The sequence below is a fragment of the Stenotrophomonas mexicanensis genome (assembly GCF_032911605.1).
Taxonomy (GTDB): Bacteria; Pseudomonadota; Gammaproteobacteria; order Xanthomonadales; family Xanthomonadaceae; genus Stenotrophomonas; species Stenotrophomonas maltophilia_A.
This window is the reverse complement of the sequence record NZ_JAWJTG010000022.1, coordinates 47,308-73,319: the sequence shown is the minus strand read 5'-3', so window position 1 is coordinate 73,319 and position 26,012 is coordinate 47,308. Positions and strand designations below refer to the sequence as shown.

Sequence of the window (26,012 nt, the reverse complement as noted above, 5' to 3'; positions counted from 1 at the left end):
CCCCGGTCTTGCCGTGTGCGCAGGACAGCGCACACGAGCAAGCCGCGGCCAAGCCCCCATGGACGTACTTGCAGCGCCCCCCGCAACCGGACCCACCCCGCCTCCCCTCAGGAAGTCAGCTTCTGCTGTTGCTCTGGCTTAGGCTTCTGCAGGTGCAGGGCGCAGCCCTGCAAACCCTCACCCAACCGGCTGCAACGGCACCTTCGCCAGCACCCGCGCCCACGGGAACAACGGCCCCGGATCACGCTTGCGCGCCACCATCAGCGCAGGGTCATCGCTGGCCGGCACCTGCTCCAGGTCCAGCTGGTCATGCCCGGCAATCCGCCGCAGCGACGGATAGTGCGCCACCAGCGCCTGCAGCAGGCCTTCCAGCGCCTGCAGCTGTGCCTCGGTGTAGGGCTCGTCCATCGCCTGCTGGCGGCTGTCGAACCAGTGCGGGTAGCGCCCGGTGTTGATCAGCTCGATGCCCAGCGTATGCGCGTTCATGCCGCGCACGTGATGCGCCACGCGTTCCGGCGCCACGTACTGCACCACGCTGCCATCGCGGTCGATGTAGAAGTGGCCGCTGTTGCCGGCGCCGCTGTCATACAGCACGCGCTCGCCGTACTCACGGGCCATCGCCAGATCGGGCAGCTCGGTGCAGTGGATCACCACCATCTCCAGCGTGGTCGGGTCGCGCAGTGGCAGACGGTCTTCGTAGGGCAGGGGCTGCAGCTGCAGGCCGGGCAGGAGCGGGTTGGGCATCCGGCGATGCTAGCATTGCGGCATGAACCTTCCTTCCCTTTCCTCGTCGGTCCGCTCCCATGGAGCGCGCGCATGAGCCGCGGCCACTGCATCCTGTCCCACGGTTTCGAGAGCGGCCCGGAGGCGACCAAGGTCACCGCGCTGGCCGACGTGGCGCAGCGCCTGGGCTGGACCCATGAGCGTCCGGACTACACCGACCTCGATGCGATGAGCGAGGTCAGCCGGGTGGGAGACGTGCGCACCCGCCTGCAGCGCCTGGTCGAACGCACCGCCATCGCTGCCCAGCAGGGTCCGGTGGTGCTGGCCGGCTCCAGCCTGGGTGCCTACATCTCTGCCATCGCCTCGCTGCAGGTGCCGGTGGCCGGCCTGTTCCTGATGGTGCCGCCGACCACCATGGGCCCGATGCCGGCGCTGGACGCCGCCGCCGTGCCGACCACCGTGGTCCAGGCCTGGCATGACGACGTGGTTCCGGCCGCCGGGGTGATTGCCTGGGCGCAGGCGCGTTCGGCGCAGCTGCTGCTGGTCGACGACGGCCACCGCCTGGAGCACCACGTGGAGGCCTCCGCGCAGGCCTTCGAGCGCCTGCTGCGGCAACTGTGAAGCCCGGGCGCACGGCGCGCCCGCCCGCATTGACTACAATGGCAGCCCCGCCGCCCCCGACGCGGGCCTGCCGGCCGTGCCTACGGCCCTCCTTTCCGACTGGCCCGGCCCCTGTGCCGCGCCCGACCACCTGCGAACCGATCCTGTGAAATTCTTCGTCTCCTGCGCCAAGGGCCTGGAATACCTGCTTGCCGATGAACTGTCGGCCCTGGGCCTTGGCAAGGCCACTGCCACCATTGCCGGCGTCAACGCCGAGGGCGAACTGGAGCAGGCGCTGCGGATCGTGATGTGGTCGCGCCTGGCCAGCCGCGTGCTGTGGCCGATCGACGAGTTCGACTGCCCGGACGAGCAGGCCCTGTATGACGGCGTGCGTGCGCTGCCGTGGCACGAGCACATCAAGCCGGAGATGACCCTGGCGGTGGACGCGCACGTGTCCGGCGACAAGATCACCCATGCCCGCTTTGCCGCGCAGCGGATCAAGGACGCCATCGTCGACCGCATGCGTGATGAAGGCCTGGAGCGCCCGTCGGTCAACACCGACCTGCCGGATGTGCGGGTCAACCTGTCACTGCGCAAAGGCCGTGCCTCGCTGTCGATCGACCTCGGCGGCGGCCCGTTGCATCGCCGTGGCTGGCGCGGCGCCGCTCACGAGGCACCGCTGAAGGAAAATCTGGCCGCCGCGCTGCTGCTGCGCGCGCAGTGGCCGCGGCTGCACGCCGCCGGTGGCGGCCTTCTGGACCCGATGTGCGGCAGCGGCACGCTGCTGATCGAAGGCGCGCTGATGGCCGCCGACGTCGCGCCCGGCCTGATGCGCCACGGCAGCCTGCCGCCGAGCCGCTGGCTGGGCTTCGACAAGGCGGCCTGGAAGAGCATCCAGAGCGAGGCGCGTGACCGCGAAGCGGCTGGCCTGGCTGCGCTGAAGCCGGTCATCCACGGCAGCGACATCGACCCGACCGCGATCCAGGCGGCACGCGAGAATGCCGAGGTGGCCGGTGTCGCCCACGCGATCCGCTTCACCCGCGCCGATGTGGCCGACCTGGCCGCACCGGAGCAGGAGATCGGTGCGGTGGTCTGCAACCCGCCGTATGACGAACGCCTGGCCGCCGACCCGGCGCTGTACCGCGCACTGGGCAATGCCCTGCAGAGGGCGGTGCCGCAGTGGCGCGCCAGCCTGCTGTGCGGCAACGACGAACTGGCCTTTGCCACCGGCCTGCGTGCGGGCAAGAAGTACCAGATGTTCAACGGTGCGCTGGAATGCGCGCTGATCGTCTGCGACCCGATCGCCGTGCCGGGCCGCGACCCGGCGCAGCCGCGCGAACTCAGCGAAGGTGCGCAGATGGTGGCCAACCGCCTGCGCAAGAACCTGAAGAAGTTCAAGAGCTGGCGTGCCCGCGAGGATATCACCTGCTTCCGCGCCTACGATGCCGATCTGCCGGAGTACGCGGCGGCCATCGATGTCTACGAGGAAGACGGTGGCAAGCGCCGTACCTTCCTGCATGTGCAGGAGTACGCGGCACCGGCGGCGATTCCGGAGAACGACGTGCGCCGTCGCCGCAACGAACTGCTGGCCGCTGCACGGGAAGTATTCGGCGTGCCGCCGGAGCAGGTCTCGATGAAGTCGCGCGAGCGCGGCAAGGGCGGCAGCAAGTACGGCCGCTTCGAGCAGCGTGACGAATTCATCGTGGTGCGCGAGAACAACGCGCTGCTGCAGGTGAACCTGTTCGACTACCTGGACACCGGCCTGTTCCTCGACCACCGCCCGCTGCGCCGGATGATGGCCGAGCAGGCGCGTGGCAAGCGTTTCCTCAACCTGTTCTGCTACACCGGCGTGGCCAGCGTGCAGGCCGCCGTGGCCGGTGCGGCCAGCACCACCAGCGTCGACTTGTCGGCGACCTACCTGCAGTGGTGCTACGACAACCTGGCGCTGAACGGGCAGGGCGGCAACCAGCACCTGCTGGTGCAGGCCGATGCCATGGCCTGGCTGGAAGGCGACCGTGGCCAGTACGACGTGATTTTCTGCGATCCGCCGACCTTCTCCAACTCCGCACGCGCCGATGACTTCGACGTGCAGCGCGAGCAGTTGAAGCTGCTGCGCGCGGCGGTGGCGCGGCTGGCACCGGGTGGCGTGCTGTACTTCTCCAACAACTTCCGCCGCTTCAAGCTGGAAGAGAACGCCATCGCCGAATTTGCCCAGTGCCGCGAGATCACCGCACGCACCATCGGCCCGGATTTCGAGCGCAACGCGCGCATCCACCGCGCGTGGGAACTGAAGCGGTTGGGGTAAGTCCGGTAATGCCGGCCGCTGGCCGGCAACGGTGTCAGATCCGCAGAGGGTTCATGGGATGCCGGCCAGCGGCCGGCACTCCCCATATTTGGCCGGTACATCCACGCCATGCGTGGAGGGCTGTTCAGTAGATCCACGCCATGCGTGGATGGCGGTTACAGCAAGGCCACCAGCAGCCCGGCCACGGGCAGCGCGATCGCCAGCGGCGCGATCCATTTCGGCCGGTACGGGTACAACCCGAACGACAGCACCACGCCGCCCACGGTCATCACGCCCAGCCACAGCACCGGGCCCATCGCCCAGCCGTGGTCGACCACGCACAGTGCAAACGCTACCGTCAGCAGCACCCAACCCAGCACCTGCCACTGCGTGCGCCGTGCCGGGGTGGCTGCAGCCTTGCCGTGCAGGTCGTGCTGGTGCTTCTCCATCGCCAGCGACAGCGCGGTGAACGCAGAGAACGACAGGGTCAACGCCAGCAGCATCATGCGCTGGCCTCCGCTTCGGCAGTTTCTGCAGCGTCCACCGGGGCCTTGGGTGCCGCCGCCGCCGCTGCACGCTTCTTCTTCTCGGCCGCGCTCAGCGGTGGTGTCCAGCGCTGCATGCGCCAGCCGCACAGCGCCAGCATCGCGCCGAACGCGATCATCGACAGATCAAAGCCAGCCAGCACCCAGTCGCCGTTGCGCAGGGTGATGCCCAGGTGCGCATGCGTGGTCAGCGCATTGACCACCGGCACCAGCGCGAACGCGGCTGCGCCCAGGTACAGCTGCCAGGCCCACATCATCCGCTTCGGCCAGATGAAGGCGGCCAGCAGTGCCGCACCCCAGGCGTAGAAGAACACGTTGGCCTCGGCGCTGGAGCGCTCGGCGATGTCCAGCGGCAGCAGGCGGTTGCCCCAGAAGTACGCTGCAAAGGCGATCGGCAGGCCGGCCACGGTACCGATGTTCAACGCATCGACCAGGCGCAGGCCGAAGCCTGTGCGGCCACTCTTGGCGTGCTTGGGCCGTTCCTTCACCGCCCACAGCACCACGCCGCTGGCCACCATCAGGCAGCCGACCAGTCCGGACAGGAAGAACAGTGCACGCAGGCCCCAGTCGGCGAAGCGCGCCAGGTGCAGGCCGTACAGCACGCCGCGGGTGGCGGTGGCGCCACCGGAAGGCGGTGTTTCTTCCAGCAGCGTGCCGTTGACCATGTCGTAGCGCACGGCCGGGGTGTCGGTGGACAGGCGCTTGCCGTCACGCTGGCGGATGTCGATCACTGCATTGGCCGCGCCCGGGTTGGACACGGTGAAGCCGGCCACTTCCACGCCGTGCCAGTGTGCACGCGCGCTGTCCAGCAGCTGCGCGATCGGCAGCGGGGTGGCGCGGCCTTCGGCAGGTGCAGTCACCTCCGGCATGCCACCGAAGGCCTCGCTGTAGAAGGCATCCTCGTCCTGCGGGTAGGCCACCTTCACGCCCCACGGCAGGTACATGATCATCAGGGTGACGATGCCGGTGTAGGTGATCATCGCGTGGTAGGGCAGGGCCATCACCGCGCTGACGTTGTGGAAATCGAGCCAGGAACGCAGGCCCTTGTCCTTGCGGAAGGTGAAGAAGTCCTTGAAGATTTTCTTGTGGGTGATGACGCCGGTGATGATTGCCACCAGCATGAACATCGCGCAGAAGCCGACCAGATAGCGCGCCCACAGCACCGGGATGTAGTGCAGGTCGAAATGCAGGCGGTAGAAGAAATCACCGCCTCGGGTCTCGCGGGCCTTCAGCGCCTGCCCGGTGTTCGGGTCCAGTGTTGCGTCGCCAAAGCCCCCTCGACGGCCACGGCTGGGATCGGCCAGCTCCGGCGGCAGTCGCCAGAACATCTGCATGGCCGGGTTGCGCGGCTGCGGCAGGGTGACGAACCAGTTCTCGGCCTGCGCAGCGTTGGCCTGCAGGTAGTCCACGGCACGCTGCGCGGCGACATCGATGCTGACGTTGCTGGAGGGCAGTTCCGGGCGCATCCAGCGGCTGATTTCCTCGCGGTAGTAGCTGGCCGTGCCTGCCATGAAAATCAGCAGCAGCAGCCAGCCGACCAGCAGGCCGGTCCAGGTGTGCAGCCAGGCCATCGACTGGCGGAATCCGTTCTTCATGCCCAAGCCCCCAGCATGCGCGCGATGACTGCCATCAGCAGGGTGGGGGCGAGGATGCCGACCCACGCACGCAGCGCACTGCGGGTGGCGAACGCCCACAGCGCCGCGCAGGCGGCCACCAGAATGGCCAGCAGCATGCCGGTCAGCACGGTCTGGCCACGTGCGCCGGGCAGCGCCACCGCGCAGAATACGCTGGTCACGGAAGCCAGCGTGTAGCCGCCGAAGATCGCCGCCAGCGAGCGTGACAGCACGCCCCAGCGCGGGTTGGAGAAGAAGGTGCGGGGGCTGGCGGTTGCGGGCGAGCGGTCCACGGCGTTCCTGCAGGTTTCAGTGAAAAGGAACCGGCGCACCGCAGCGCGCCGGGGTTGGCCATCCGTGGCCGGGCACCGGTCGCAGAACCGGTGCCATCCATCGAGGGTCAGAGCTTCCAGCGCAGTGTCATCGTCACATTGCGCGGTTCGCCCCAGAACACGCCGTCATAGAAACCGACGCGGTTGTAATACTTCTTGTCCAGCAGGTTGTTCACGTTCACCTGCGCGGTGAAGTTCTCGTTGAAGCGATAGCCCGCCGACAGGTTGAGCAGGTAGATGTCGCCCTGTTCGATTGCCACGCGGTCGCGCTTGCCGCTGGTCAGGAAATCCGCACGCGGCTTGTTGCTCAGGCTCCAGATACCGCTCTGCCAGGTGGCGCCACCGCCCAGCCAGAAGCGGCCTTCAGCACCGCCCGGTCGCCAGCTGGCGTTGAGGCGGAACAGATCGACCGGGACGACGGTGTTCTGGCGCACGCCCTGCGCATTGCGGCTGACGGTGTGGGTGAAGCCGGCCGCGAGGTTCCAGTTCTCACCAAGGCTGCCTTGTGCTTCGATCTCCCAGCCCTTGACCTTGTTGCCCTTGCCGGTGGAGCGGTAGGCACTGACCCCACCCGGCAGCGAGTTTTCCGGCACCGAGTCGTCGAGCTCGGCAACGTTGTCCTTCTGGCCCTTGAACACGGCCGCGGAAGCATTCAGCAGACCGTCGAAGAACTCGGCCTTGACGCCGGCCTCCCACATGTCACCGACCACCGGTTCGAGGTAGTTGTTGTCCCGGTCACGGTAGTTCTGCGGTTGGAAGATGTCGGTGTAGCTGACGTAGCCGCTGAAGTAGCGGTTGAAGTCGTAGATGAAGCCGGCATACGGAGTGAGCGAGTCGTCCGGCTTGTAGCCGCCGCGACGCGTATCGGTCAGGCGACCGGCGGCGTCATGGGTGTAGTTCCAGGTGCGCGTTTCCCAGCTGCCGTAGCGCGCGCCGAGCACCGCGGTCAACGGATCGGCCAGCTGCAGGCGCGTCGCCAGATAGGCCGCGCGCTGGCGCAGTTCGTCTTCAGAAGCCAGATAGCCCAGGCGGGTGACCTGCAGCGGCGCGACGTCGCCGTTCCAGCGATGCCAATCCGGTACACGGGTGTAGCTGTCCGGGTAGGCAGCAGTGTCGGTGGCAGGCACGTCACCCTTGCGCACCGATTGGCCGAAACCGAGCACCAGCTCGTGTTCCCGGCCGAACAGCCGGAACGGACCGCCAACGTTGAAGTCGAACACCTGCATATCGCCGTTCTCGCCGAAGCTGCCGACGAAGGCGCTGATGCCGCTGCCATCGGCATTCGGGTAGCCGGAGGCCCCGTACCACACCGCACCGTCGGTTTCGCGCTTGGAGCGGGTATAGGCGGCCTTCGCGGTCCAGCCGTTGCCCAACTGCTGCTCAAGGCGTGCGAATGCGCTCTTTTCGATGATCGGCCAACTGCTCCAGCGGGCGGACAGGTTGGTCGAGCGCGGCAGGTTGGCGGGCTGGCCATCGGACCCCCAGTACGGCACCACGCCCCAGGTCACGCCCGTGGTGCGCGGCGACTGGTATTCGTAGCCGGCCTCGAGCAGGGTCGTGTCGGTGATGTCGGCCTGGACGATGCCGTAGAACACGTCCTTGTCCAGTTTGTAGACATCGCGGAACGAGTCACTCTGTTGTTTGGCCGCCACCACGCGCGCGCGGATGCGGCCGTCGAGCGCAACCGGGCCACCGAGGTCGGCCTCCAGGCGCTGGTTGCCCCAACGCCCGAGGGTCAGGTTGGCGCTCATCTGGAAGCTGTCGGTAGGACGCTTGCGCACGAAGTTGATGGTGCCAGAGGGATCGCCGGCACCGGTGGTCAGGCCGGTTGCGCCGCGCACCACTTCGATGCGGTCATAGATCACGCTGTCGGTGTTGGTCTTGATGTACCCACCGAAGGTGTTGAGCATCCCATCGACCTGGAAATTGGTGATGTTGTAGCCGCGCGAGACGTAGTTGATGCGCTCACTGTCGGTAACCGATACCGCCACGCCGGTGACCTGGCCCATCACATCGGACAGCGAGAACAGGCCCATGTCGTCCAGGCGCTGGCGGGTGACCACGGTCATCGACTGCGGCGTCTGGCGCAGCGACAGGCCGAGCTTGGTGGCCGTGCTGGCACGCTTGACCGTATAGCTGTCGACGATATCGCCGTCAGCGGTGACCTGGACCGTATCCAGCGTGCGCGCGGAAGGATCGGCAGTGCCGTCGGCGTGGGCCAGCGGGGCGATCATCAGTGCGGTCACGGCCAGGGCCAGCAGAGTGGGACGAGGGTGGTTCAACGGCATTGCCATCGGTGCGATTCCATGCAGGACGAAACAGGCGATGGAATGCGCAGACACAGCGGCCATGCGCTTCGCGCACGTCGCCCAGCGAGTCCCATCGACGGTGCGCCACCCGCTTGGTGCGGGCGACCCGGTAGTCGGGGGATGTACACGGGCGAAGGGGCGGGTAGGTGCGTGCTTCCGTGCCCCGCTTGGCTAAGCGTACAACCGATCGGCAAATGATAGGCATTCGCATTTCGTTAATCAAGCGTGATGAATTCCGTCTCCACGCAGGGCGTGGATCGACTGCCGGATGGGGCCCTAGAACCTGAACACCACCGTCGCGGCGTGCAGCAGCAGGCCGATCAGGCCGCCCACCAGGGTGCCGTTGAAGCGGATGAACTGCAGGTCGCGGCCCACGCTCAGTTCCAGCTGTTCGACCAGATGCCGTTCGTCCCAGCTCTTCACGGTCTGCGCGATATGCGTGGTCACGCCTTCGCGCAGGCGGCCGGTGAGGCGCTGGGCGCCCTCCAGAAGATGCTGGTTCAGCGCGTCGCGCAGGGCCGGGTCGGCCTGCAGGCTGCTGCCCAGTGACGCGAGGCTGCGCTGCAGGTGGCCGACCAGCGCCGAATCCTCACGCTGCAGGTCGGCACGCAGGCTGGCATGGATGCGCGCCCACAGCCCCTGCACGTACTCCTGCAGGGCGGGGTGATCGATCATTTCCTGTTTGAGCTGTTCGATGCGCTCGGCCAGGGCCGGGTCCTCGCGCAGGCGCTGCACGTAGTTCTGCAGCCAGCTCTCGTAGTCCTGGCGCAGCGGATGCTGCGGCTCGGCCAGCACCTGCTGCAGTTCTTCCAGCACCGCCCGCGCGAGTCGCTCGGCCAGGCTGTCGCCGATCTCGTCGATCGGCTTGACCCAGTTCACCGTGCTCGACAGCGTCGGCCACTCGCGCTGGATGTAACGCACGATCAGCTGCGAGGCGCGCTCCTTCACTTCCGGCTGCTCCAGCCAGCGTCCCAAGCGCTGCAGGCCCTCGTCCAGCACGCGCTGGTGGCGCCCATCGGCGGTCAGCAGGGCCAGCAGCTCACCGGCGGTGGCGGCGGCATTCCACTGCCGCAGTTGCTGCACCACGAAGGCGTGCAGCTGCCGGCGCACCGCGGTTTCGTCGAAGAAGTCCAGTGCCTGCAAGGCCCAGCCGCGGGCCATGTCGGCCAGCATCCGTGAGCGCGCCGGATCGGCCAGCCAACTGCCGAGGCGGCTGGCCGGATCGAACACCTGCAGCTTGGCCAGCAGCACACCCGGCTCCAGGAACTGGTCGCGCACGAACAGGGCCAGGCTGTCGCCGATGCGTTCCTTGCTGCGTGGGATGATTGCCGTATGCGGGATCGGGAGGCCCATCGGCCGCCGGAACAGCGCGACGACCGCGAACCAGTCGGCCAGTGCGCCGACGGCCGCTGCTTCGCAGAAGGCCGAGACCCAGGCCCAGATGCCGCGCTCGCCCTGCCAGTGGCTGACCGCGAAACCGGCCAGCATCAACAGCAGCAGTCCCAGCGCGAGGGCTTTCAGGCGCCGCAGCTGTGCGCGGCGCGGATCGTTGGCAGACGTCATGCCGGAAGTCTAACCGGCACGGCATGAGCATCTGGTAGTGCCGGCCGCTGGCCGGCATCCGCAACGCACCCGGAACGTTCATGGGGTTGCCGGCCAGCGGCCGGCACTACCCGTTGGTTCAGAGCGCTTCGAGCTGCTTGCGCAACGCCGCCAGCTGCGCGCGCAGGGTGTCGTTCTCGCGGGTCAGCGCGACCACGCGGCGGCGCAGCGCCGGGGCATCCTCGCCCAGCTGCTCCAGTGCCGACAGCACCTCGGCGTCGCGGCTGGCGATCTGCTCTTCGTCCGCTTCCTCGAAGTCCATCTCGGCTGCTTCCGGCTTCGGTGCACGCGGCTTGCGCTTGGACTCGCGCACGCGCTTGGCGGCCTGCTTCAGCTCATCCTTGCCACCGGCGGCAGCGGCGCGCTGCTCGTCTTCCGGCAGGTCGGCCACGGCAGCAGCAGCGCTGATCGAGATCACGCCGGCCTTCACCGCTTCCACCACCTCGGCCGCGGCCTGGGCGTGGATGCGTTCGATCATGCCGACCTGGCTGGTGCTCAGCTTGGCCTCGCGGGCCAGCTCGGCGCGGCTGATCTTCGGTGCCGGTTCCCACGGCGGGCTGTCCTCACCCGCGTCCTCGATGGCTTCGGCGGTGCCGTCGCTCTCGCGTTGCAGCTGCGCCTGCTCGATCTGCTTGCGGGCGGCCAGGATGTCGCGCTTGCGCAGCGCCAGCACGCCGCGCTGGAAGTCGGACACGCTGCGGCGGCCCAGGTGCTGCTCGATCATCCACAGGTGCACGTCTTCCATGCTCTGGAAGCGGGTGTTCTGCACGGTATTGAAGGGCAGGCCATGCTTCTGGCAGATGCCGAAACGGTTGTGACCATCGACCAGCACATCACCCCACAGCACCAGCGCATCGCGGCAGCCTTCGGCCAGGATGCTGCGCTCCAGCGCGTCATGTTCGTCCGCGGTCAGCGGGTCGATGTAGGCCTTGAGTTCTTCTTTGACGACGATATCCATGGGCACGGCAGCGAGCAGGAGCGGAACCGCCCATTGTACCCGCTCGCCACCGCCGGCCCGGGCTCAGGCGGTGGCCCGGATCATCTCGCCCAGGGTGCCGGTGATCTGGTCGATCTGCGCCTTGTCCACGATCAGTGGTGGCGACAGCGCGATGATGTCGCCGGTACAGCGCACCAGCAGCCGGCCGTCCTGGAAGCAGCGCCGGAACACTTCGTAGCCGCGGCTGCCGGGGGAATCGCGGCGCGGTGCCAGCTCGACCGCGCCGACCAGCCCGAAGTTGCGGATGTCGATCACGTTGGGCAGGCCCTGCAGCGCATGCAGCCGTTCCTGCCAGTATTCGCCCAGCTCGATGGCACGCTCGAACAGACGCTCCTCGGCATAGACCTCCAGCGTGGCCAGCGCTGCGGCGCAGGCCAGCGGATGGCCGGAATGGGTATAGCCATGGAACAGCTCGATGGCCTGCGGCGGTGCCTGCATCAGGGTTGCATGCACGGCGTCGCTGGCCAGCACGCCACCCAGCGGTACCGCGCCGTTGCTGACCGCCTTGGCGAAGGTCAGCAGGTCCGGGGTGACCCCGAAGCGCTGCGCGGCGAAGGGCATGCCGACCCGGCCGAAACCGGTGATGACCTCGTCGAACACCAGCAGGATGCCGTGGTGGTCGCACAGCTCGCGCAGGCGCTGCAGGTAGCCCGGCGCGGGCAGGATCACCCCGGCCGAACCGGCAATGGGCTCGACGAACACCGCCGCGATGGTCGAGGCATCGTGCAGCGCGATCAGCCGTTCCAGGTCGTCGGCCAGCTCCGCGCCCTGGCGTGGCAGGCCCTTGCTGAACGCATTGCGCGGCAGGTCCAGGGTATGCCGCAGGTAGTCCACGCCGCCCAGCTGCAGGCCGAACGCCCTGCGGTTGTTGGGCAGCCCACCCAGCGCCATGCCGCCGAAACCGACCCCGTGGTAAGCCTTCTCGCGGCTGATGAAGCGGGTGCGCTGGCCCTCGCCACGCTGGCGGTGATAGGCCAGCGCGATCTTCATCGCGGTATCCACCGCCTCGGAACCGGAGCTGGTGAAGAACACATGGTTGAGCGGGGCAGGCGCCAGCGCGGCCAGCCGCTGCGCCAGCGCGAAGGCTGGCGGCGAGCCCATCTGGAAGGCCGGCGAATAGTCGAGGGTGCGTGCCTGCTCGACGATGGCCTCGACGATGCGCGGGCGGGCGTGGCCGGCGTTGCAGCACCACAGGCCGGCGGTGCCGTCGAGGATCTGGCGGCCGTCGACGTCCTCGTAGTGCATGCCTTCGGCGCGTACCAGCATGCGCGGCGCGGCCTTGTACTGGCGGTTGGCGGTGAACGGCATCCAGTACGCGTCCAGTGACTCGGGGCGCTGGGTGGCCAGGTCGTGCAGGTCGCTTTCGGGACGCTTCATGCCAGCTCCATCGGGTCCGATGCGATGAATGTAGCGCAGCCGCGTCACGGCGGAGTCGCGGCGGCCCCGGTATAACCAAGGCTCGTTGAATGTTGGAGCTTCCCATGGTCGATTTCCCTGACCGCAGCCATTGGCAGACGCTGGCCCTCCAGCTGTCGATGCCGGGCCAGGCCTTCATCGACGGCCGCTATGTCGATGCCGCCAGCGGCGCCCGCTTCGACTGCATCAGCCCGATCGACGGTCGCGTGCTGGGTGCGGTTGCCGACTGCGACGCGCAGGATGTCGAACTCGCGGTATTGGCCGCGCGGCGCAGCTTCGAGGCGGGCCACTGGTCGCAGGCGAGCCCGGCCCATCGCAAGCGCGTGCTGCTGGCGCTGGCAGCATTGGTGGAAGCGCACGCCGATGAACTGGCCCTGCTGGAAACCCTGGACATGGGCAAGCCGGTGCGTGACGCGCGCCGTATCGACCTGCCCGGTGTGGTGCGCTGCCTGAGCTGGACCGCCGAAGCGGTGGACAAACTGTATGGCGAGATCGCGCCGACTGGCCCGCACGAACTCGGACTGGTCACCCGCGAGGCCGCAGGCGTGGTGGCGGCCATCGTGCCGTGGAATTTCCCGTTGCTGATGGCCTGCTGGAAGATCGCGCCGGCGCTGGCGATGGGCAATTCGGTGGTGCTCAAGCCTTCCGAGCGGTCGCCGCTGAGTGCGCTGCGGCTGGCGTTGCTGGCCGCCGAGGCGGGCCTGCCGGAGGGCGTGCTGAACGTGCTGCCGGGCCATGGCGCGCGCGTCGGCGAACCGCTGGCCCTGCACATGGATGTGGATGTGTTGGCGTTCACCGGTTCCACTGCCACCGGCGCGAAGTTGCTGGAGTATTCCGGGCGATCCAACCTCAAGCGGGTCTGGCTGGAATGCGGCGGCAAGAGCCCGCACGTGGTGTTCGCCGACGCTCCCGATCTGGACGCGGCGGCCAAGGCCGTGGCGCAGGGCATCTTCTTCAACCAGGGCGAAGTCTGTACCGCCGGGTCGCGCTTGCTGGTGCAGCGCTCGATCCGTGAGGATTTCGTGCACCAGGTGGTTGCTTATGGCCAGCACATGCAGCCGCAGCATCCGCTGGACGCCGACGCGCCGATGGGCGCGCTGGTGGACGCCGCGCATCTGGACAAGGTGATGCGGGATATCGCACGCGCCGAAGCTGAAGGTGCCCGCCTGCTGCTGGGCGGGCATCGTGCCGAGGTGGAGGCGGGTGGCAGCTATGTGCAGCCCACGGTGTTCGACCAGGTGCGCCCGGAGCAGGCCTTGGCACGCGAGGAAGTGTTCGGGCCGGTGCTGGCGGTGCTCGGTTTCGACGACGAGGCCGAAGCCGTGCGCGTGGCCAACGACAGCCGCTACGGACTGGCCGCCGGTCTCTGGACACGCGATCTGGGCCGCGCGCATCGGGTTGCGCGCCAGCTGCGCGCCGGCAGCGTCTGGGTGAACGGCTGGGATGGCGGCGACATGACCGCACCGTTTGGTGGTTACAAGCAGTCCGGCAACGGCCGCGACAAATCGCTGCACGCCTTCGACAAGTACAGCGAGATCAAGGCCACCTGGATCCAGTTGTAACGACGCGGCTGCTTGACCGCTGTTCGCTCTTTGTAGAGTCGAGCCTTGCTCGACTACTTTTCGTTTTGCGGTAGAGCCGAGCCATGCTCGACTGCTTTTCGTTCTTCGGTAGAGCCGAGCCATGCTCGGCTGCATCTCGCGAAGAGCAGTCGAGCATGGCTCGACTCTACATAAAGCATATAGCTGTCGAGCTACCGGCAGCGGGTACTCACCTGCAGCACCGCTGCACGCAGCAGATCCCGGTCGGCTTCTTCGACGGCATTCTGGAAGTAATCCATGTCCTGCTTGCCCAGCTCGCACGGATCGACGATGTATCCCGGTGGCCACAAACCCAGCAGTTGCGCTACGCCATGCACGATCTGCTCCGGCGTCATCTGCCGGCGGATCCGGAAGTAATTGCGGCGCGGCGCGAATGCCGGGTGTATCTCGCGGCGACCAATAAGGCGCGGAGCGACACCCGCAGCGCTGATGCCGTCGCCACCGTCGATGCTGCCCGCCGGGAGGCCCAGGATCAGCGGCGCCGCAACGGCCGTTTCCTCTGCGGCTGGTAGGGTGGAATCTGTCTGGGCAGCCGGGGCAGGACGTGGCATCGCCGAAGCGGCCGGACGCGTCACCTGTGCGGAGCGCAGGGTAGGCTGTTGAGGCGCCAGCGTCGGCGGTTCCGGCGGCAGCCAGCGCAGCGAGATCCTTGCGTCGTCGTTACTGCGCAGCATGATCCTGCCGCTGCCCAGCAGCCACACTGCCATCAACCCATGCACCAGCAGCACCACCAGCCATGCCGCCATGCGCGGCAGCTTCGGCGAATCGGACCACGACAGCGCGACTGCAGTCATCGGCAAAGCATCCATGCAGGGACCGGTGGCGCAGCCTAGCGGGTGGCCCGAAAAATTCCGTTGGCATCGGTGTCGGCTGAAACCATCGCCCCGTGCGGCCACCGGCCCGTGGCAGAATCGGGCGATCCGCCGTTACCCGTGTTGCCGATGTCGACGATCACCGCTGCCGCGCCGTCCGTGAATTCCCCCAGTCGAGTCCTGCTGGCCAGCCTGATCGGCACCACCATCGAGTTCTTCGATTTCTACATCTACGCCACGGCCGCGGTGCTGGTGTTCCCGCACCTGTTCTTCCCGGACAGCAGCGAACAGGCGGCGCTGCTGCAGTCACTGGCAACGTTCGCGGTCGCGTTCATCGCGCGTCCGGTGGGCTCGGCAGTGTTCGGCCACTTCGGTGACCGTATCGGCCGCAAGGCCACGCTGGTGGCCGCGCTGCTGACCATGGGCCTGTCCACGGTGCTGATCGGTTTGCTGCCGACCCACGCGCAGATTGGCCTGTGGGCCCCCGCGCTGTTGGCGCTGTGCCGCTTCGGCCAGGGCCTGGGGTTGGGCGGCGAGTGGGGTGGGGCAGTGCTGCTGGCCACCGAGAACGCACCGCCGGGCAAGCGCGCCTGGTACGGCATGTTCCCGCAGCTGGGTGCGCCGCTCGGCTTCCTGCTGTCGGCCGGCATTTTCCTGGTGCTCGGCCGCTGCCTGAGCCAGGACGACTTCCTGCAGTGGGGCTGGCGTATCCCGTTTGTGGCCAGCGCACTGCTGGTCGGCCTCGGCCTGTGGGTGCGCCTGAACATCCACGAGACGCCCGATTTCAAGAAGGCGCTGGAGCGCAAGGCGCCGGTGCGGCTGCCGATGTGGACGGTGCTGCGTGACCATCCGGTACCGATGCTGCTGGGTACCCTGGGCGCGTTCGCCACCTTTGTGCTGTTCTACCTGATGACGGTGTTCAGTCTCGGCCATGGCACCGCGGTGCTGGGCTACAGCCGCGAGCAGTTCCTGCTGATGCAGATGGCCGGCATGCTGTTCTTCGCGCTGGGTATCCCGCTGTCGGCGCGCTATGGCGACCGTTGGGGCACGCGACGCACGATGATCGTCGCCAGCGTACTGATCGTCGGTTTCGGTGTGCTGTTCGCGCCGCTGTTCCAGCCGCACAGCCCGTGGCTGGTCACTGGCTTCCTGTGCCTGGGCCTGTTCCTGATGGGCCTGACCTACGGCCCCTGCGGCACCTTCCTGGCCGAGATCTACCCGGTGGAGGTGCGCTACACCGGCGCCTCGCTGTCATTCAATCTGGCCGGCATTCTCGGTGCGGCACCGGCGCCGTACCTGGCCACCTGGCTGGCCGAACGCTTCGGCCTGGTCGCGGTGGGTTACTACCTGTGCCTGACTGCGGTGGCGACCCTGTGCGCGCTGGTGGCACTGCACCGGCGCGCCCTGCGGCTCAACCAAAGAAGCGCTTGAGCGTACGCCCCAGCCAACCGCCCCCTTGGTGCTCGCGGGCGAACTGGTTCAGGTGCGCCTTGACCTGTTCGGCATAGGCCTGGTCATCACCGCGTATGTGATTGAACAGCCAGCGTGAGAGCATGGTGCGCAGTTCGTCGCTGATGTCCTCGCCGGCCTGGAAGCGCATGCGGTATTCCGATACCCGCTTGATGAAGACCTCATGCACGCGCTTGTGCGCGGCACAGAACGGGTAGCCCGCTTCTTCCATCAACTCTTCTTCGAACGCGAAGTGCGACATGGTGTAGTCCACCACCTCGTCGATCACTTCACCCACCGCCGCACGCTGCATGCTGGCCTGGGCCACGTGCAGGTGGTTGAGCATCTCGATGATGCGGCGGTGTTGTTGGTCGATCACATCGATGCCGATGTTCAGATCGTCCTGCCAGACCAGTAGTGCCATCCCCGGCTCCCCTTCATGCGTATGTCGGGGCCGACTGTAGAGCCGCCGCGCGGGTGCGGCGTTGATCTGGATCAAAGCGGGCCGGTCAGGGCAGGGCCGGCTCGCGCGGGCGCAGCGGGTTGGCCACCGTGGTGCAGCTGACCCGGTTGCGGCCACCGGCCTTGGCCAGGTACAGCTGGCGGTCGGCCTCGGAGATCAGCCGGTGCAGCGCATCACGCTGCGGGCGCAGGCAGCACAGGCCGATGCTGACCGTCATGCGAAGCGTCGCGGTGCCAATGTCCACTTCCAGTGCGGCGATGCGCTGTCGCAGTTCCTCGAAGTACTGCAGTGCCTCGTCCTGTTCCATGTCCGGCACCAGCAGGCAGAACTCCTCGCCACCGAAGCGTGCGATCAGGTCCTGGCTGCGTGCATGCGCGGCCACCGCACCGGCCACCGCACGCAGCGCATCGTCGCCGGCCTCGTGGCCGTGGGTGTCGTTGATGTGCTTGAAGTGGTCGATGTCGATCATCGCCACCGCCACGCACTGGCCATGCAGCTGCAGCTGCGGCAGCTGGCGCTGGCTCTGTTCCAGGAAGCAGCGGCGGTTGGGCAGGCCGGTAAGGAAGTCTCGGGTGGCCAGATCCTGCAGGGTGCCGATCAGTTCCAGCTGGTCCACGTTCTGCGAGACCCGGCAGAAGAATTCCTCGCGCGAGAATGGCTTGCGCAGGAAGTCGTTGGCACCGTTCTTAAGGAAGCGCGGGATCAGCGAGGCGTCGGTGTTGCCGGAGATACCGATCACCGCCACCTTGTCGCGCGAGCGCAGGGTGCGCAGGCGGCGGGTGAATTCCACGCCCTGCATGCCGGGCATTTCCTGGTCGACCACCGCCAGGCGGATCGCCGGATGCGCCTCGATCGCGGCCAGGCCCTCGTTGCCATCGGCCGCTTCGTGCACCTCATGGCCATACATGCGCAGCAGGGCCGCGGCATAGCCGCGCGCGGACGGCGAATCGTCCACCACCAGCGCCGCGATGCGACGGTTGCGTTCCAGCCGCTGCACCAGCCACACCAGGTAGTCGATGCTGCCGGGGGTGTTCTTCAGTACGTAGTCGATGATCTGCTGCTGCAGCACGCGCTTGCGCAGGTCCTCGTCGTACACGCCGCTGACCACCACGGTCGGCAGGTCGCGCTTGAGGAAGAACTCGACCACCGCATCGCGGTCGCCGTCGGCCAGCACCAACCCGGTCAGCACCAGGAACCAGCCGCCACCCTCGCTCAGCAGGCGATCGGCCTCGGCCAGGGTGGAGGCGATCACCACCGGCAGTTCCAGGCGCTGCTCGATGGCCTCGCGCAGCATGCCGGTGAACGCACGGGAGTTTTCGACCAGCAGGATCCGCTGTGGCAACGGATCGGCCAGGTCGCCATCGACGGCGGCCTGCGGCAGGACGGGCATGATGCGGTGGCTCACGAAGGAGGGCTCGGCACGGATAGCGGCGGTTTCGGGTGTAACTTTAGCGGCGAACGTTGCGCGCCGGGCCAGATCCCGTGTCAGGCCGCCGCTGGCGAGGCGTGGGTGATCGATTCATGCAGGACCAGTCGCAGGCGATTGCCCCGGCAGTGGACCGTTCCGCCGTAGGCAAGCATCCGTCCGGCCAGACGCTCGACGGCCTGTTGGGTGGTGCGTGTCGACAGCGTGCAGTCACGGTCGAGCAGGCTCACGACGGCAACGATGCCGCGACGTCCGCCCGCACGGCCACTTCGGGCACGCACGCAGACCTGCCCCGTCTCCAGTTCCAACAGCAGTGACACCGCCTCGATCAAGGAGCGGTAGATGGCCAATTGCAGATCCACGGTCAGCAGACAGGGGTTACCTGCCAGCCTGGGCGGAATGACGCGGTGCGTGTTATTCCAGATTTCGCTTGCACCACCGGCTTGCAGGGCGATGTACAGCCCCACCTGCTCCAGTCCGGTGGGATAGACCAGGCTGGCCTGTTCACGGAACAGCCGTGAGTGCACGGATGAAGCGTGTTGCAGGCTGTTCGCCACTGCATGATGGCCCTGAGCCTTCAGCCAGCTGACCATTTCAACGAGCGAGCTGTCCATGCCGTCGCTCAGATGCTTCAGGTGGACGGCTCGTTCACGCAGCTCCCGCTCGCTGGTCTGGTGGGAACTGCGTGCCAGGCGCAGCGTCGTTTCTTCGGCCAGGCCGCGGGACCGGGCGCGCTGATGGAGGTAGCTGATGCTGGACCCGAGCGCGAGCAGCGCGACACTCATCACCGCCATGTTCTGCTGGGTGGCGAACGTACCGAGATCGAAGGAGGAGGGCAGGCCGGTACTGGGCGTAGCGCCGTGAAGTGGGAGATTCAAGAGCGGAATCGCGATGGCAGCGCCGCGCCAGCCATGCATGAAGGTCAGGGCGATGGCAGGTAGAGCCGCCAGCAGGACAAGGTGTGTTCGGGTGGTATGTGCGCTACTGTCTGTCAGCTGCATGCCCAACCCCAGTATCAGCATCGCCAGGATCGCCGCAGCTGTAGGCGCAACAAAGCGGGTGCTCCACCTGGGATCCGCGTGCCGCTGCGCCCAAAGGAAGGCCAGCGGGAGCAGGGTAATGATGGCCGCGAAGTGACCAAAGAGCGTTCGGTCGACCGCGTCCAGCAGGTTGCTCGGCGGAGGGTTCGACCAGAGGACATATGAAATGCTCAGGTTGAGACCCGGGACGAACAGTGCCGTGCAGATCGACAACGACAGCAGCCAGAGACCGGTGGCGGCCTCGGACGGTATTCTCCTGAGGTGAAGGTGGACCACCAGCATCGCCATCGGCATCAACAGTGTTGACGCCAGGATGACCCACGCCAAGCCGTAGGCATCAATCATGGGGATGCGCAGCGTCGCGAAGTAGATGTATTCGCCCAGCAACAGGTAGGGCCACAAGCGGGGCGGGACGATCAGCAGTGCTGCTGCCCGGATGCCTGCGGGCAGGAAGAACTGATCGAGCGAGAACTGACGCGATATGAGGCAGCTGGCCGCATAGGCGGCGGCCAGCACAAGACCGACCGGACGGATCCGGAAGCTCAGTTCAATTGCCTTCTTGAATCTGTCCAAAAACAAGACTCCTTTGCTCCCGCCCAGCCACCGCTGGCCCGCTACTGGACACTATCCAATAGATCGTCGCAGGCGCAATCAGCACCGTCCTTCTTCTGCAGATGACATGGTGCGGGCAGGGGGGAAGGGGGCAGGGGGCACGAATGAAACTAAATCGTCCGGATTATCCGTCAATCACTTTGTTGTGGCGGGAAGACGCTACTATCGTCTCGAGGTTGTTTGCTCTCATTCCGACCAGGAGGTCATTGTGCGATCCATATTTGTTGGTGTTGTAACCGGGGCAACATTGTTCGCCGCAGCTCCGGTATTCGCGAGTGATAGAGGGGGCGGTGACTACCACGGCAGTCCCTTGGCAAGTGCCGCAGTTTCGAAGGCAGGCCTTGGTGAGACCAACCCTGCCGCCGCAGACATCAGCGCCGATCCCGCTTGGCAGGTGTATGCCTTCCAACGCGATGGCATGGTCTACCTGCAGGTCAACGATCTGACCGGGCAGGTAAAGCTGATCATCGGCAATGCCGCTGGTGCGTACTTTGCATTGCCTGCCGGCAAGTCCGCAGCACTTGTTTCGCTTCCCGGTCAGCGACTCACTGTTCCATCCACTGCAAAGCGTTCCGAGGTGTATCGTGCGCAGGACGTGGTACTGGTGCGGTATGCCACCGCGGATGGCGACATCTGGTCTGTCGAAACACCGTAGCGCCCGGACCGGAGGGCTTGAGGCGTGCGAGCGATCAAAACCGCTTGCACGTTTCCGCGACCACGCTCAAGGCGGGGGCAAATGCCTGCTATCGAAACAGAAGTCAGTAGACCTTGTCATTCAAGCCTGAGCGCGTGAGGGACCCGCTTCGAGTCCCGAAAGGCTGTTCCGGGCATCTGATGAAAAAGCATCCAGAGGAGCGGCTGTACCCGTTTCCTTCATTGCCAGCACGATGCGATTTCGGTTGCATTTCAGTGTGCCGCCGTAGGCAAGCGTCCTGCCGGCCAGTCGTTCCATCGCGGCGGCGGCGGTTGTGTCCGAAAGGCGTTGATGTTGATCCAGTAGTGATACCGCTATCAGGATTCCACGATGCGAACCCGTCCGTCCGCAACGCGCCCGCACGTAGATCTGTCCCGTTTCACCCTGGATCAGCAGTGACACCGCATCTATCACAGTGCGGTAGGCAGCAAGCTGCAGTCCGACACTGAGTTGACAGGGGTCGCCAAGCAACGACGGATTGGCGACGCGAGCCGTTCTTTCCCATGCTTCGCGAACGCCACCTGCTCGGAGGGCAACATAAAGGCCGAGCTGCTCCAGGGCGGTCGGATAAATCATGCTTGTCTGCTCGCGGAACTGGCGCGAATGAATCGACGCCACATGTACAAGGCTCTCCGCAATCGCATGATGGCCTTGTGCAGTAAGCCAGTTGATCACCTCATCAAGCGCATGATCAATGCCATCCCCAAGCTTCCGCAGATGCAACGCGCGTTCGCGAAGATCCAGCTCACTGGCGACATGGGAGCTCCGAGCAAGTCTGATGGCATTTTTCTCGCCGACCTCCCGCAGTCGATAACGGTGATAGTAGTGAGTGATCCGGGAGCCCAGTATGAGCAGTGCTGCGCCCGTGACGGCCATGATCTGCTGGGTCGCGAACGATGCAGGATCGAATGACTCAGGGTGAGACGAAGGTGTTGTCAGACCGATAATCATGTTCAGGGTCGGCACGCCGATGGCGGCGCCCCGCCACCCATATACGCATGTGAGAAGAACGGCGGGAAGCGCCATGAGGAGTTGCAGGGATACTTTTGTCGTCACAGCATCGGCAGGTACGTCCGCAGCCCAAAGGCCGAACACGACCATCAGCGCAAGCGCTCCTGCCATCTGTGCGATATCCCGTTTCCGGACCTGCACTTCAGCCTTGCCTCGCGACCACAGCAGCACAAGCGGCGCAAACGTGAGTATGCCTATGAAGTCACCTACTACCAGGCGGACGATTCCGGTCAACAGCGGAAAAGCGGGAGGTGTTGGCCAGAGGAAGTTCGCCAGAAGCAGGTTGATCAGTGTGACGGAAACTGCAGCGAAGGCAGCAATCGAGATGAGCCAAGCGTTCTTTACTGCCGAGATTACATTGCGATGGAGATAGACGATCGTCATTACAACCGGCATCTGGAACACCGAGCCAAGAATGACCCATGTCAGCCCGTACCGATCGATCATCGGCACTCGCATCTGTGCGAAATAGGCGTACTCGCCCAGCAGGAGATAGGGCCAAAGCCGAGGAGGGCAGAGCAGTACCGCGGCCACGCGTACACCAGCGGGCAGATAGAACTGATCAAGGGACAGCTGGCGGGTGGCCCAACAGGCAATGGCATACAGCACAGCCAAGGCAAGTCCTGCCGGATGGATGCGCAACTTCAGCTGCAGGCCTTCATTCCACCAATTCAATCGCACTACCCCTTCACAGTACGTTCCCTGTCAGCATCCATTCGCCGCGGGACCCGGTTCTTACCGACGGTATCGACACGCGTTCGATTATGCAATCACTGCAGCGCAGCGCCGGGCAAGTGAGAAAATCATCACATGAATTGCCGTGGCGACGGGTTTCACAGTTTTCGAGGCAGCTGATTCAGGGGGATCCCTGATCAACTCACCACAACGCATCCCGCAGCTTGTACCACGACATCGCCGCCACCAGCAGCGGCGTGCGCAGCAGCCGGCCACCGGGGAAGGGCGCATGCCGCAGGCGCTGGAACACGTCCAGGCGCTCGCTCTGGCCGGCAATGGCAGCGGCGATCACCTCGCCGGCCAGCCCGGCGGCGGCCACGCCATGCCCCGAGAACCCTTGCGCGAAGTACAGATTGCCGTCCAGCCGGCCCCAATGCGGGGCGCGATTGCGGGTGATGTCCACATAACCACCCCAGACCTGGTCCAGTGCCACGTCGGCCAGCTGCGGGAACACCTGGTGCATGCGCCGCTGCATCACCCCGCGCAGGCCGGGTGGGGGCAGGGCCGAGTAGCTGGCGCGGCCGCCGAACAGCAGCCGGTGGTCGTGGCTGAGGCGGAAGTAGTCCAGAGCCCATGCGGTGTCGGCCACGGCCATGTTGTTGCCGATCAGGGCCCGGGCGCGTTCAGCACCCAGCGGCTGGCTGGCGCCGATATAGGTGCCCACCGGCATGATCCGCCGTTCCAGCTCGGGCAGCAGGCCCTGCAGCCAGGCGTTGCCGGCCACCACCAGATGCGCAGCGCGCACACTGCCCTGAGCGGTATGCAGGGAAGGCTGTGGTCCCCGCTGCACGCGGGTCACCGCGGAGTTCTCGTGGATCACCACGCCGGCCGCGCGCGCCGCATCGGCCAGGCCGCGTGCATACGCCAGCGGTTGCAGGTGCGCGCTGAGCGGATCGAACATCGCGGCGCGGTAGCGCGGGCTGTCCAGCTGCGCGCGCAGGGCATCACGGTCCCACCATTGCATCGGGTAGTCGTAGTGGCGCTGCAGGTGCTCGCAGTTGGCCAGAAGTTCACGCTCATGCCGTTCGCGGATGGCGACGCTGGCATGGCCTTGCACCCAATGGCAGTCGATGCCGTGGCGATCGATGCGGGTGCGCATCGCCTGCACCGCGTCACGCGACCAGTCGAACAGGTGGCGCGCATCGTCGCGGCCGAGCTGGCGCTCCAGCTCGTCCACCTCGCAGCCATAGCCCACCAGCGACTGGCCACCGTTGCGACCGGACGCGCCCCAACCGATCCGCTGCGCGTCCAGCACCACTACGCGCTGTCCACGCGCGGCCAGCTCCAGCGCGGCGGTCAGGCCGGTGTAGCCGGCGCCAAGTACCGCGACATCGGCCTGCACATTCCCCTGCAGCGAGGGCAGTGCGGGCGGCTCGTGCAGGCTGGCGGCGTACCAGCTGGGCGGGAAGGCGGCGCTCATCGCAGGCCTTGCGGGCGCAGTACGGACGGGCGGAGCGGGGGAGGGCGATCAGCGTTCACGCGCTTAGTTTCGCCGATGCGTGACGGCCATGGTGTGACGGCGACGACTTGCCGCGTTCGCCGGGCGACGGGTAACGTGTCGGCACGCCAAGGAGTTTTCCCATGCGCCGCCTGCCCTGGGTGGGCCTGCCCACCGACAGCACCGTGCTCGGCCATCACCGCTTTGCGGTGGCCGGCGAGAAGTACGTGCGCGCGCTGGCCGAGGCTGCCGAAGTGACCCCGGTAGTACTGCCAAGCCTGCAGCCGCCGTTGCCGGCTGGTGACTGGCTGCAGGGGCTCGATGGCCTGCTGTTGACCGGCGCGGTCAGCAACATTGAACCGCAGCACTACGAGGGCGGCCGCAGCTGGCCAGGCAATCCGCACGACCCGGCCCGCGATGCCAATGCCTTCGGGCTGCTGCGCGAAGCGCTGGCGTTGGACCTGCCGGTGCTGGCGATCTGCCGCGGCTTCCAGGAACTGAACGTCGCGCTGGGTGGCAGCCTGCATCCGCAGGTGCATGCGGTGCCTGGCCTGGCCGACCATCGCGAAGACCCGCAGGCGCCGGTGGAGGTGCAGCATGGGCCGGCCCACGCGGTCACCCTGGCCGCTGATGGCTGGTTGGCGCGGTGGAGCGGCAGTGACCGGACGCAGGTCAATTCGGTACACGGGCAGGGTATCGCTCACCTGGCGCAGGGGCTGCAGGTCGAAGCCGTGGCCGATGATGGCCTGGTCGAGGCGGCACGCAGCCTGCACCATGATTTCGTGCTCGGCGTACAGTGGCACCCGGAGTGGCGTGTCATGGATTCGCCGTTCTATCACGCTATTTTCCGTGCGTTCGGCCAAGCTTGCCGGCAGCACCAACAGAACCGACTGGATTCCCGATGAGTTCCCGAACGCGCCCGCGCAAGACGGCTACGCCCCCCGCACCGCAGGAAAGCAGTCTGCTGCGTTGGCTGAAGGAGCGGCGCATCACCGAGGTCGAGTGCCTGGTGCCGGACATCACCGGCAACGCGCGAGGCAAGATCATTCCGGCTGACAAGTTCTCGCACGACTACGGCACGCGGCTGCCCGAAGGCATCTTCGCCACCACCGTCACCGGCGAGTTCCCTGACGATTACTACGACCTGACCTCGCCATCGGACTCGGACATGATGCTGCGCCCCGATCCGGACACAGTACGCATGGTGCCGTGGGCGGCCGATGCCACCGCGCAGGTCATCCACGATTGCTACACCAAGAGCGGTGAGCCGCACGAGCTTGCACCGCGCAACGTGCTGCGCCGCGTGCTGGCGGCCTACGCCGAGCTGGGCCTGCGCCCGGTGGTGGCGCCGGAGCTGGAGTTCTTCCTGGTGCAGAAGAACACCGACCCGGACTTCCCGCTGCTGCCACCGGCCGGCCGCTCCGGGCGTCCGGAAACCGCGCGGCAGTCGTACTCGATCGATGCGGTCAACGAATTCGACCCGATCCTCGACCTGATGTACGACTACGCCGATGCGATGAAGCTGGACGTGGACACGCTGATCCACGAGTCCGGCGCGGCACAGCTGGAGGTCAATTTCACCCATGCCGATGCGATGGACCTGGCCGACCAGGTATTCCTGTTCAAGCGCACCATGCGCGAGGCGGCGATGCGCCACGGGGTGTATGCCACGTTCCTGGCCAAGCCGATGGAAAACGAGCCGGGAAGTGCCATGCACATCCACCAGAGCCTGGTGCGGGTGAGGGATGGCAGCAATGTGTTCGCCGGTGAGACCCATGCCGAGGGCGAGTTCAGCCCGGTGTTCGGCCACTACCTGGGCGGCCTGCAGAAGTACGTGCCGCAGGCGATGGCCTTCTTTGCGCCGAACGTGAATTCCTATCGCCGGCTGGTGTTCGGCGAGGTCTCGCCGAGCAACGTGCACTGGGGCTATGACAACCGCACCTGCGGGCTGCGTGTGCCGCTGGACACGCCGGAGAACATGCGCGTGGAAAGCCGTTTCGCCGGGTCTGACGCCAATCCCTATCTGGCGATGGCGGCGACCCTGGCCTGCGGCCTGCTGGGCATCCGCGAGCGGCTGGCACCGGATGCCCCGGTGACCGGCAGCGCCAAGGAACTGGGCTACAACCTGCCGCGCTCGCTGGGCGAAGCGCTGGACGGGCTGGAGCAGTGCAGCGAGCTGCAGGCGCTGCTGGGCGAGCGCTTCTGCCGTGCCTACATCTCGGTCAAGCGCAAGGAATATGAGACCTTCTTCCGCGTCATCAGCTCGTGGGAGCGCGAGTTCCTGCTGCTGAACGTCTGAGCATCTGGAAT

Annotated in this window: 21 protein-coding genes; 7 read left to right on the top strand and 14 right to left on the bottom strand. The window is 66.5% G+C overall.

The features are described 5' to 3' along the window. Positions 1 to 177 precede the first annotated feature (177 nt). Complete coding sequence (locus tag R1L06_RS11370) at positions 178 to 744, bottom strand: N-acetylmuramoyl-L-alanine amidase (protein ID WP_317217753.1); 567 nt, start codon at positions 742 to 744, stop codon at positions 178 to 180. Positions 745 to 816: 72 nt separating this feature from the next. Between R1L06_RS11370 and R1L06_RS11365 the strand changes: the two genes are divergently transcribed. Both R1L06_RS11365 and rlmKL read left to right on the top strand, forming a co-directional pair. Continuing rightward, a complete protein-coding gene (locus R1L06_RS11365) occupies positions 817 to 1,344 on the top strand; it encodes an alpha/beta hydrolase (RefSeq protein WP_019336678.1) in 528 nt (175 codons plus the stop codon). A gap of 145 nt (positions 1,345 to 1,489) precedes the next feature. Then, a complete protein-coding gene (gene rlmKL, locus R1L06_RS11360; RefSeq protein WP_317217752.1) occupies positions 1,490 to 3,628 on the top strand; it encodes a bifunctional 23S rRNA (guanine(2069)-N(7))-methyltransferase RlmK/23S rRNA (guanine(2445)-N(2))-methyltransferase RlmL in 2,139 nt (712 codons plus the stop codon). A gap of 155 nt (positions 3,629 to 3,783) precedes the next feature. Here rlmKL and R1L06_RS11355 read toward each other — a convergent pair whose 3' ends face one another. The 7 genes from R1L06_RS11355 to aptA form a co-directional block, all read right to left on the bottom strand. Further along, a complete protein-coding gene (locus R1L06_RS11355) occupies positions 3,784 to 4,113 on the bottom strand; it encodes a DUF3325 domain-containing protein (RefSeq protein ID WP_317217751.1) in 330 nt (109 codons plus the stop codon). Then, positions 4,110 to 5,747: a PepSY-associated TM helix domain-containing protein gene (locus R1L06_RS11350; RefSeq protein ID WP_317217750.1), complete on the bottom strand. Its 1,638-nt coding sequence runs from the start codon at positions 5,745 to 5,747 to the stop codon at positions 4,110 to 4,112. Before R1L06_RS11350 ends, R1L06_RS11355 begins: the two co-directional genes overlap by 4 nt. Beyond that, entirely contained in the window at positions 5,744 to 6,058 is a 315-nt protein-coding gene (locus R1L06_RS11345) for a DUF3649 domain-containing protein (protein ID WP_125893479.1), read from the bottom strand. Before R1L06_RS11345 ends, R1L06_RS11350 begins: the two co-directional genes overlap by 4 nt. Before the next feature lie 107 nt (positions 6,059 to 6,165). After that, positions 6,166 to 8,391 carry a TonB-dependent siderophore receptor gene (locus R1L06_RS11340; RefSeq protein WP_049423311.1) on the bottom strand — a complete coding sequence of 742 codons (2,226 nt, stop codon included), beginning with the start codon at positions 8,389 to 8,391 and terminating at the stop codon, positions 6,166 to 6,168. Positions 8,392 to 8,682: 291 nt separating this feature from the next. Next, entirely contained in the window at positions 8,683 to 9,969 is a 1,287-nt protein-coding gene (locus R1L06_RS11335; RefSeq protein WP_032127887.1) for a DUF445 domain-containing protein, read from the bottom strand. Positions 9,970 to 10,087: 118 nt separating this feature from the next. Further along, on the bottom strand, positions 10,088 to 10,966 hold the full coding sequence (locus R1L06_RS11330) for a plasmid replication/partition related protein (RefSeq protein WP_032127886.1): 879 nt from the start codon (positions 10,964 to 10,966) through the stop codon (positions 10,088 to 10,090). 63 nt (positions 10,967 to 11,029) lie between these two features. Then, complete coding sequence (gene aptA, locus R1L06_RS11325; protein WP_317217749.1) at positions 11,030 to 12,382, bottom strand: omega-aminotransferase AptA; 1,353 nt, start codon at positions 12,380 to 12,382, stop codon at positions 11,030 to 11,032. A 104-nt stretch (positions 12,383 to 12,486) separates the two neighbouring features. Between aptA and R1L06_RS11320 the strand changes: the two genes are divergently transcribed. After that, positions 12,487 to 13,983 carry an aldehyde dehydrogenase gene (locus R1L06_RS11320; protein WP_317217748.1) on the top strand — a complete coding sequence of 499 codons (1,497 nt, stop codon included), beginning with the start codon at positions 12,487 to 12,489 and terminating at the stop codon, positions 13,981 to 13,983. Between the two features lie 191 nt (positions 13,984 to 14,174). Here the strand turns inward: R1L06_RS11320 and R1L06_RS11315 are convergent, their stop codons facing one another. Further along, positions 14,175 to 14,816: a hypothetical protein gene (locus R1L06_RS11315; RefSeq protein WP_317217747.1), complete on the bottom strand. Its 642-nt coding sequence runs from the start codon at positions 14,814 to 14,816 to the stop codon at positions 14,175 to 14,177. A 147-nt stretch (positions 14,817 to 14,963) separates the two neighbouring features. Here R1L06_RS11315 and R1L06_RS11310 point away from each other — a divergent pair, with 147 nt between their 5' ends. Continuing rightward, positions 14,964 to 16,265: an MFS transporter gene (locus tag R1L06_RS11310; RefSeq protein ID WP_032127882.1), complete on the top strand. Its 1,302-nt coding sequence runs from the start codon at positions 14,964 to 14,966 to the stop codon at positions 16,263 to 16,265. On the opposite strand, the gene R1L06_RS11305 is transcribed toward R1L06_RS11310, so the two are convergent. The 3 genes from R1L06_RS11305 to R1L06_RS11295 form a co-directional block, all read right to left on the bottom strand. Then, complete coding sequence (locus R1L06_RS11305) at positions 16,246 to 16,707, bottom strand: bacteriohemerythrin (RefSeq protein ID WP_004151683.1); 462 nt, start codon at positions 16,705 to 16,707, stop codon at positions 16,246 to 16,248. The genes R1L06_RS11310 and R1L06_RS11305 overlap by 20 nt on opposite strands. An 85-nt stretch (positions 16,708 to 16,792) precedes the next feature. Then, the gene (locus tag R1L06_RS11300; RefSeq protein WP_317217746.1) at positions 16,793 to 18,136 is read right to left on the bottom strand and encodes a diguanylate cyclase; all 1,344 of its coding nucleotides are present in this window, start codon (positions 18,134 to 18,136) and stop codon (positions 16,793 to 16,795) included. A gap of 95 nt (positions 18,137 to 18,231) precedes the next feature. Further along, a complete protein-coding gene (locus R1L06_RS11295) occupies positions 18,232 to 19,785 on the bottom strand; it encodes an MASE1 domain-containing protein (protein WP_317217745.1) in 1,554 nt (517 codons plus the stop codon). 349 nt (positions 19,786 to 20,134) lie between these two features. On the opposite strand from R1L06_RS11295, the gene R1L06_RS11290 reads away from it, so the two are divergent. Then, positions 20,135 to 20,479: a hypothetical protein gene (locus R1L06_RS11290; protein WP_053092140.1), complete on the top strand. Its 345-nt coding sequence runs from the start codon at positions 20,135 to 20,137 to the stop codon at positions 20,477 to 20,479. Positions 20,480 to 20,599: 120 nt separating this feature from the next. Here the strand turns inward: R1L06_RS11290 and R1L06_RS11285 are convergent, their stop codons facing one another. After that, positions 20,600 to 22,204, bottom strand: a complete 1,605-nt coding sequence (locus R1L06_RS11285; RefSeq protein ID WP_049399959.1) for an MASE1 domain-containing protein — start codon at positions 22,202 to 22,204, stop codon at positions 20,600 to 20,602. A 202-nt stretch (positions 22,205 to 22,406) separates the two neighbouring features. Beyond that, entirely contained in the window at positions 22,407 to 23,684 is a 1,278-nt protein-coding gene (locus R1L06_RS11280) for an NAD(P)/FAD-dependent oxidoreductase (protein WP_317217744.1), read from the bottom strand. Between the two features lie 161 nt (positions 23,685 to 23,845). Here R1L06_RS11280 and R1L06_RS11275 point away from each other — a divergent pair, with 161 nt between their 5' ends. Further along, positions 23,846 to 24,607 (top strand): gamma-glutamyl-gamma-aminobutyrate hydrolase family protein, encoded by a 762-nt coding sequence (locus R1L06_RS11275; protein ID WP_317217743.1) that lies wholly within the window; start codon positions 23,846 to 23,848, stop codon positions 24,605 to 24,607. Continuing rightward, the gene (locus R1L06_RS11270; RefSeq protein ID WP_317217742.1) at positions 24,604 to 26,001 is read left to right on the top strand and encodes a glutamine synthetase family protein; all 1,398 of its coding nucleotides are present in this window, start codon (positions 24,604 to 24,606) and stop codon (positions 25,999 to 26,001) included. The genes R1L06_RS11275 and R1L06_RS11270 overlap by 4 nt, the downstream gene beginning before the upstream one ends. Positions 26,002 to 26,012: the final 11 nt, after the last annotated feature.

Excerpts from the sequence above, each read along its gene's own strand:
- R1L06_RS11305 (WP_004151683.1), bottom strand. The coding sequence starts at position 16,707 with ATGGCACTACTGGTCTGGCAGGACGATCTGAACATCGGCATCGATGTG.
- R1L06_RS11370 (WP_317217753.1), bottom strand. The coding sequence starts at position 744 with ATGCCCAACCCGCTCCTGCCCGGCCTGCAGCTGCAGCCCCTGCCCTAC.
- R1L06_RS11270 (WP_317217742.1), top strand. The coding sequence starts at position 24,604 with ATGAGTTCCCGAACGCGCCCGCGCAAGACGGCTACGCCCCCCGCACCG.
- R1L06_RS11275 (WP_317217743.1), top strand. The coding sequence starts at position 23,846 with ATGCGCCGCCTGCCCTGGGTGGGCCTGCCCACCGACAGCACCGTGCTC.
- R1L06_RS11310 (WP_032127882.1), top strand. The coding sequence starts at position 14,964 with ATGTCGACGATCACCGCTGCCGCGCCGTCCGTGAATTCCCCCAGTCGA.
- R1L06_RS11315 (WP_317217747.1), bottom strand. The coding sequence starts at position 14,816 with ATGACTGCAGTCGCGCTGTCGTGGTCCGATTCGCCGAAGCTGCCGCGC.
- R1L06_RS11340 (WP_049423311.1), bottom strand. The coding sequence starts at position 8,391 with ATGGCAATGCCGTTGAACCACCCTCGTCCCACTCTGCTGGCCCTGGCC.
- R1L06_RS11280 (WP_317217744.1), bottom strand. The coding sequence starts at position 23,684 with ATGAGCGCCGCCTTCCCGCCCAGCTGGTACGCCGCCAGCCTGCACGAG.
- R1L06_RS11355 (WP_317217751.1), bottom strand. The coding sequence starts at position 4,113 with ATGATGCTGCTGGCGTTGACCCTGTCGTTCTCTGCGTTCACCGCGCTG.
- R1L06_RS11350 (WP_317217750.1), bottom strand. The coding sequence starts at position 5,747 with ATGAAGAACGGATTCCGCCAGTCGATGGCCTGGCTGCACACCTGGACC.
- R1L06_RS11320 (WP_317217748.1), top strand. The coding sequence starts at position 12,487 with ATGGTCGATTTCCCTGACCGCAGCCATTGGCAGACGCTGGCCCTCCAG.
- R1L06_RS11365 (WP_019336678.1), top strand. The coding sequence starts at position 817 with ATGAGCCGCGGCCACTGCATCCTGTCCCACGGTTTCGAGAGCGGCCCG.
- R1L06_RS11335 (WP_032127887.1), bottom strand. The coding sequence starts at position 9,969 with ATGACGTCTGCCAACGATCCGCGCCGCGCACAGCTGCGGCGCCTGAAA.
- R1L06_RS11330 (WP_032127886.1), bottom strand. The coding sequence starts at position 10,966 with ATGGATATCGTCGTCAAAGAAGAACTCAAGGCCTACATCGACCCGCTG.
- R1L06_RS11300 (WP_317217746.1), bottom strand. The coding sequence starts at position 18,136 with ATGCCCGTCCTGCCGCAGGCCGCCGTCGATGGCGACCTGGCCGATCCG.
- aptA (WP_317217749.1), bottom strand. The coding sequence starts at position 12,382 with ATGAAGCGTCCCGAAAGCGACCTGCACGACCTGGCCACCCAGCGCCCC.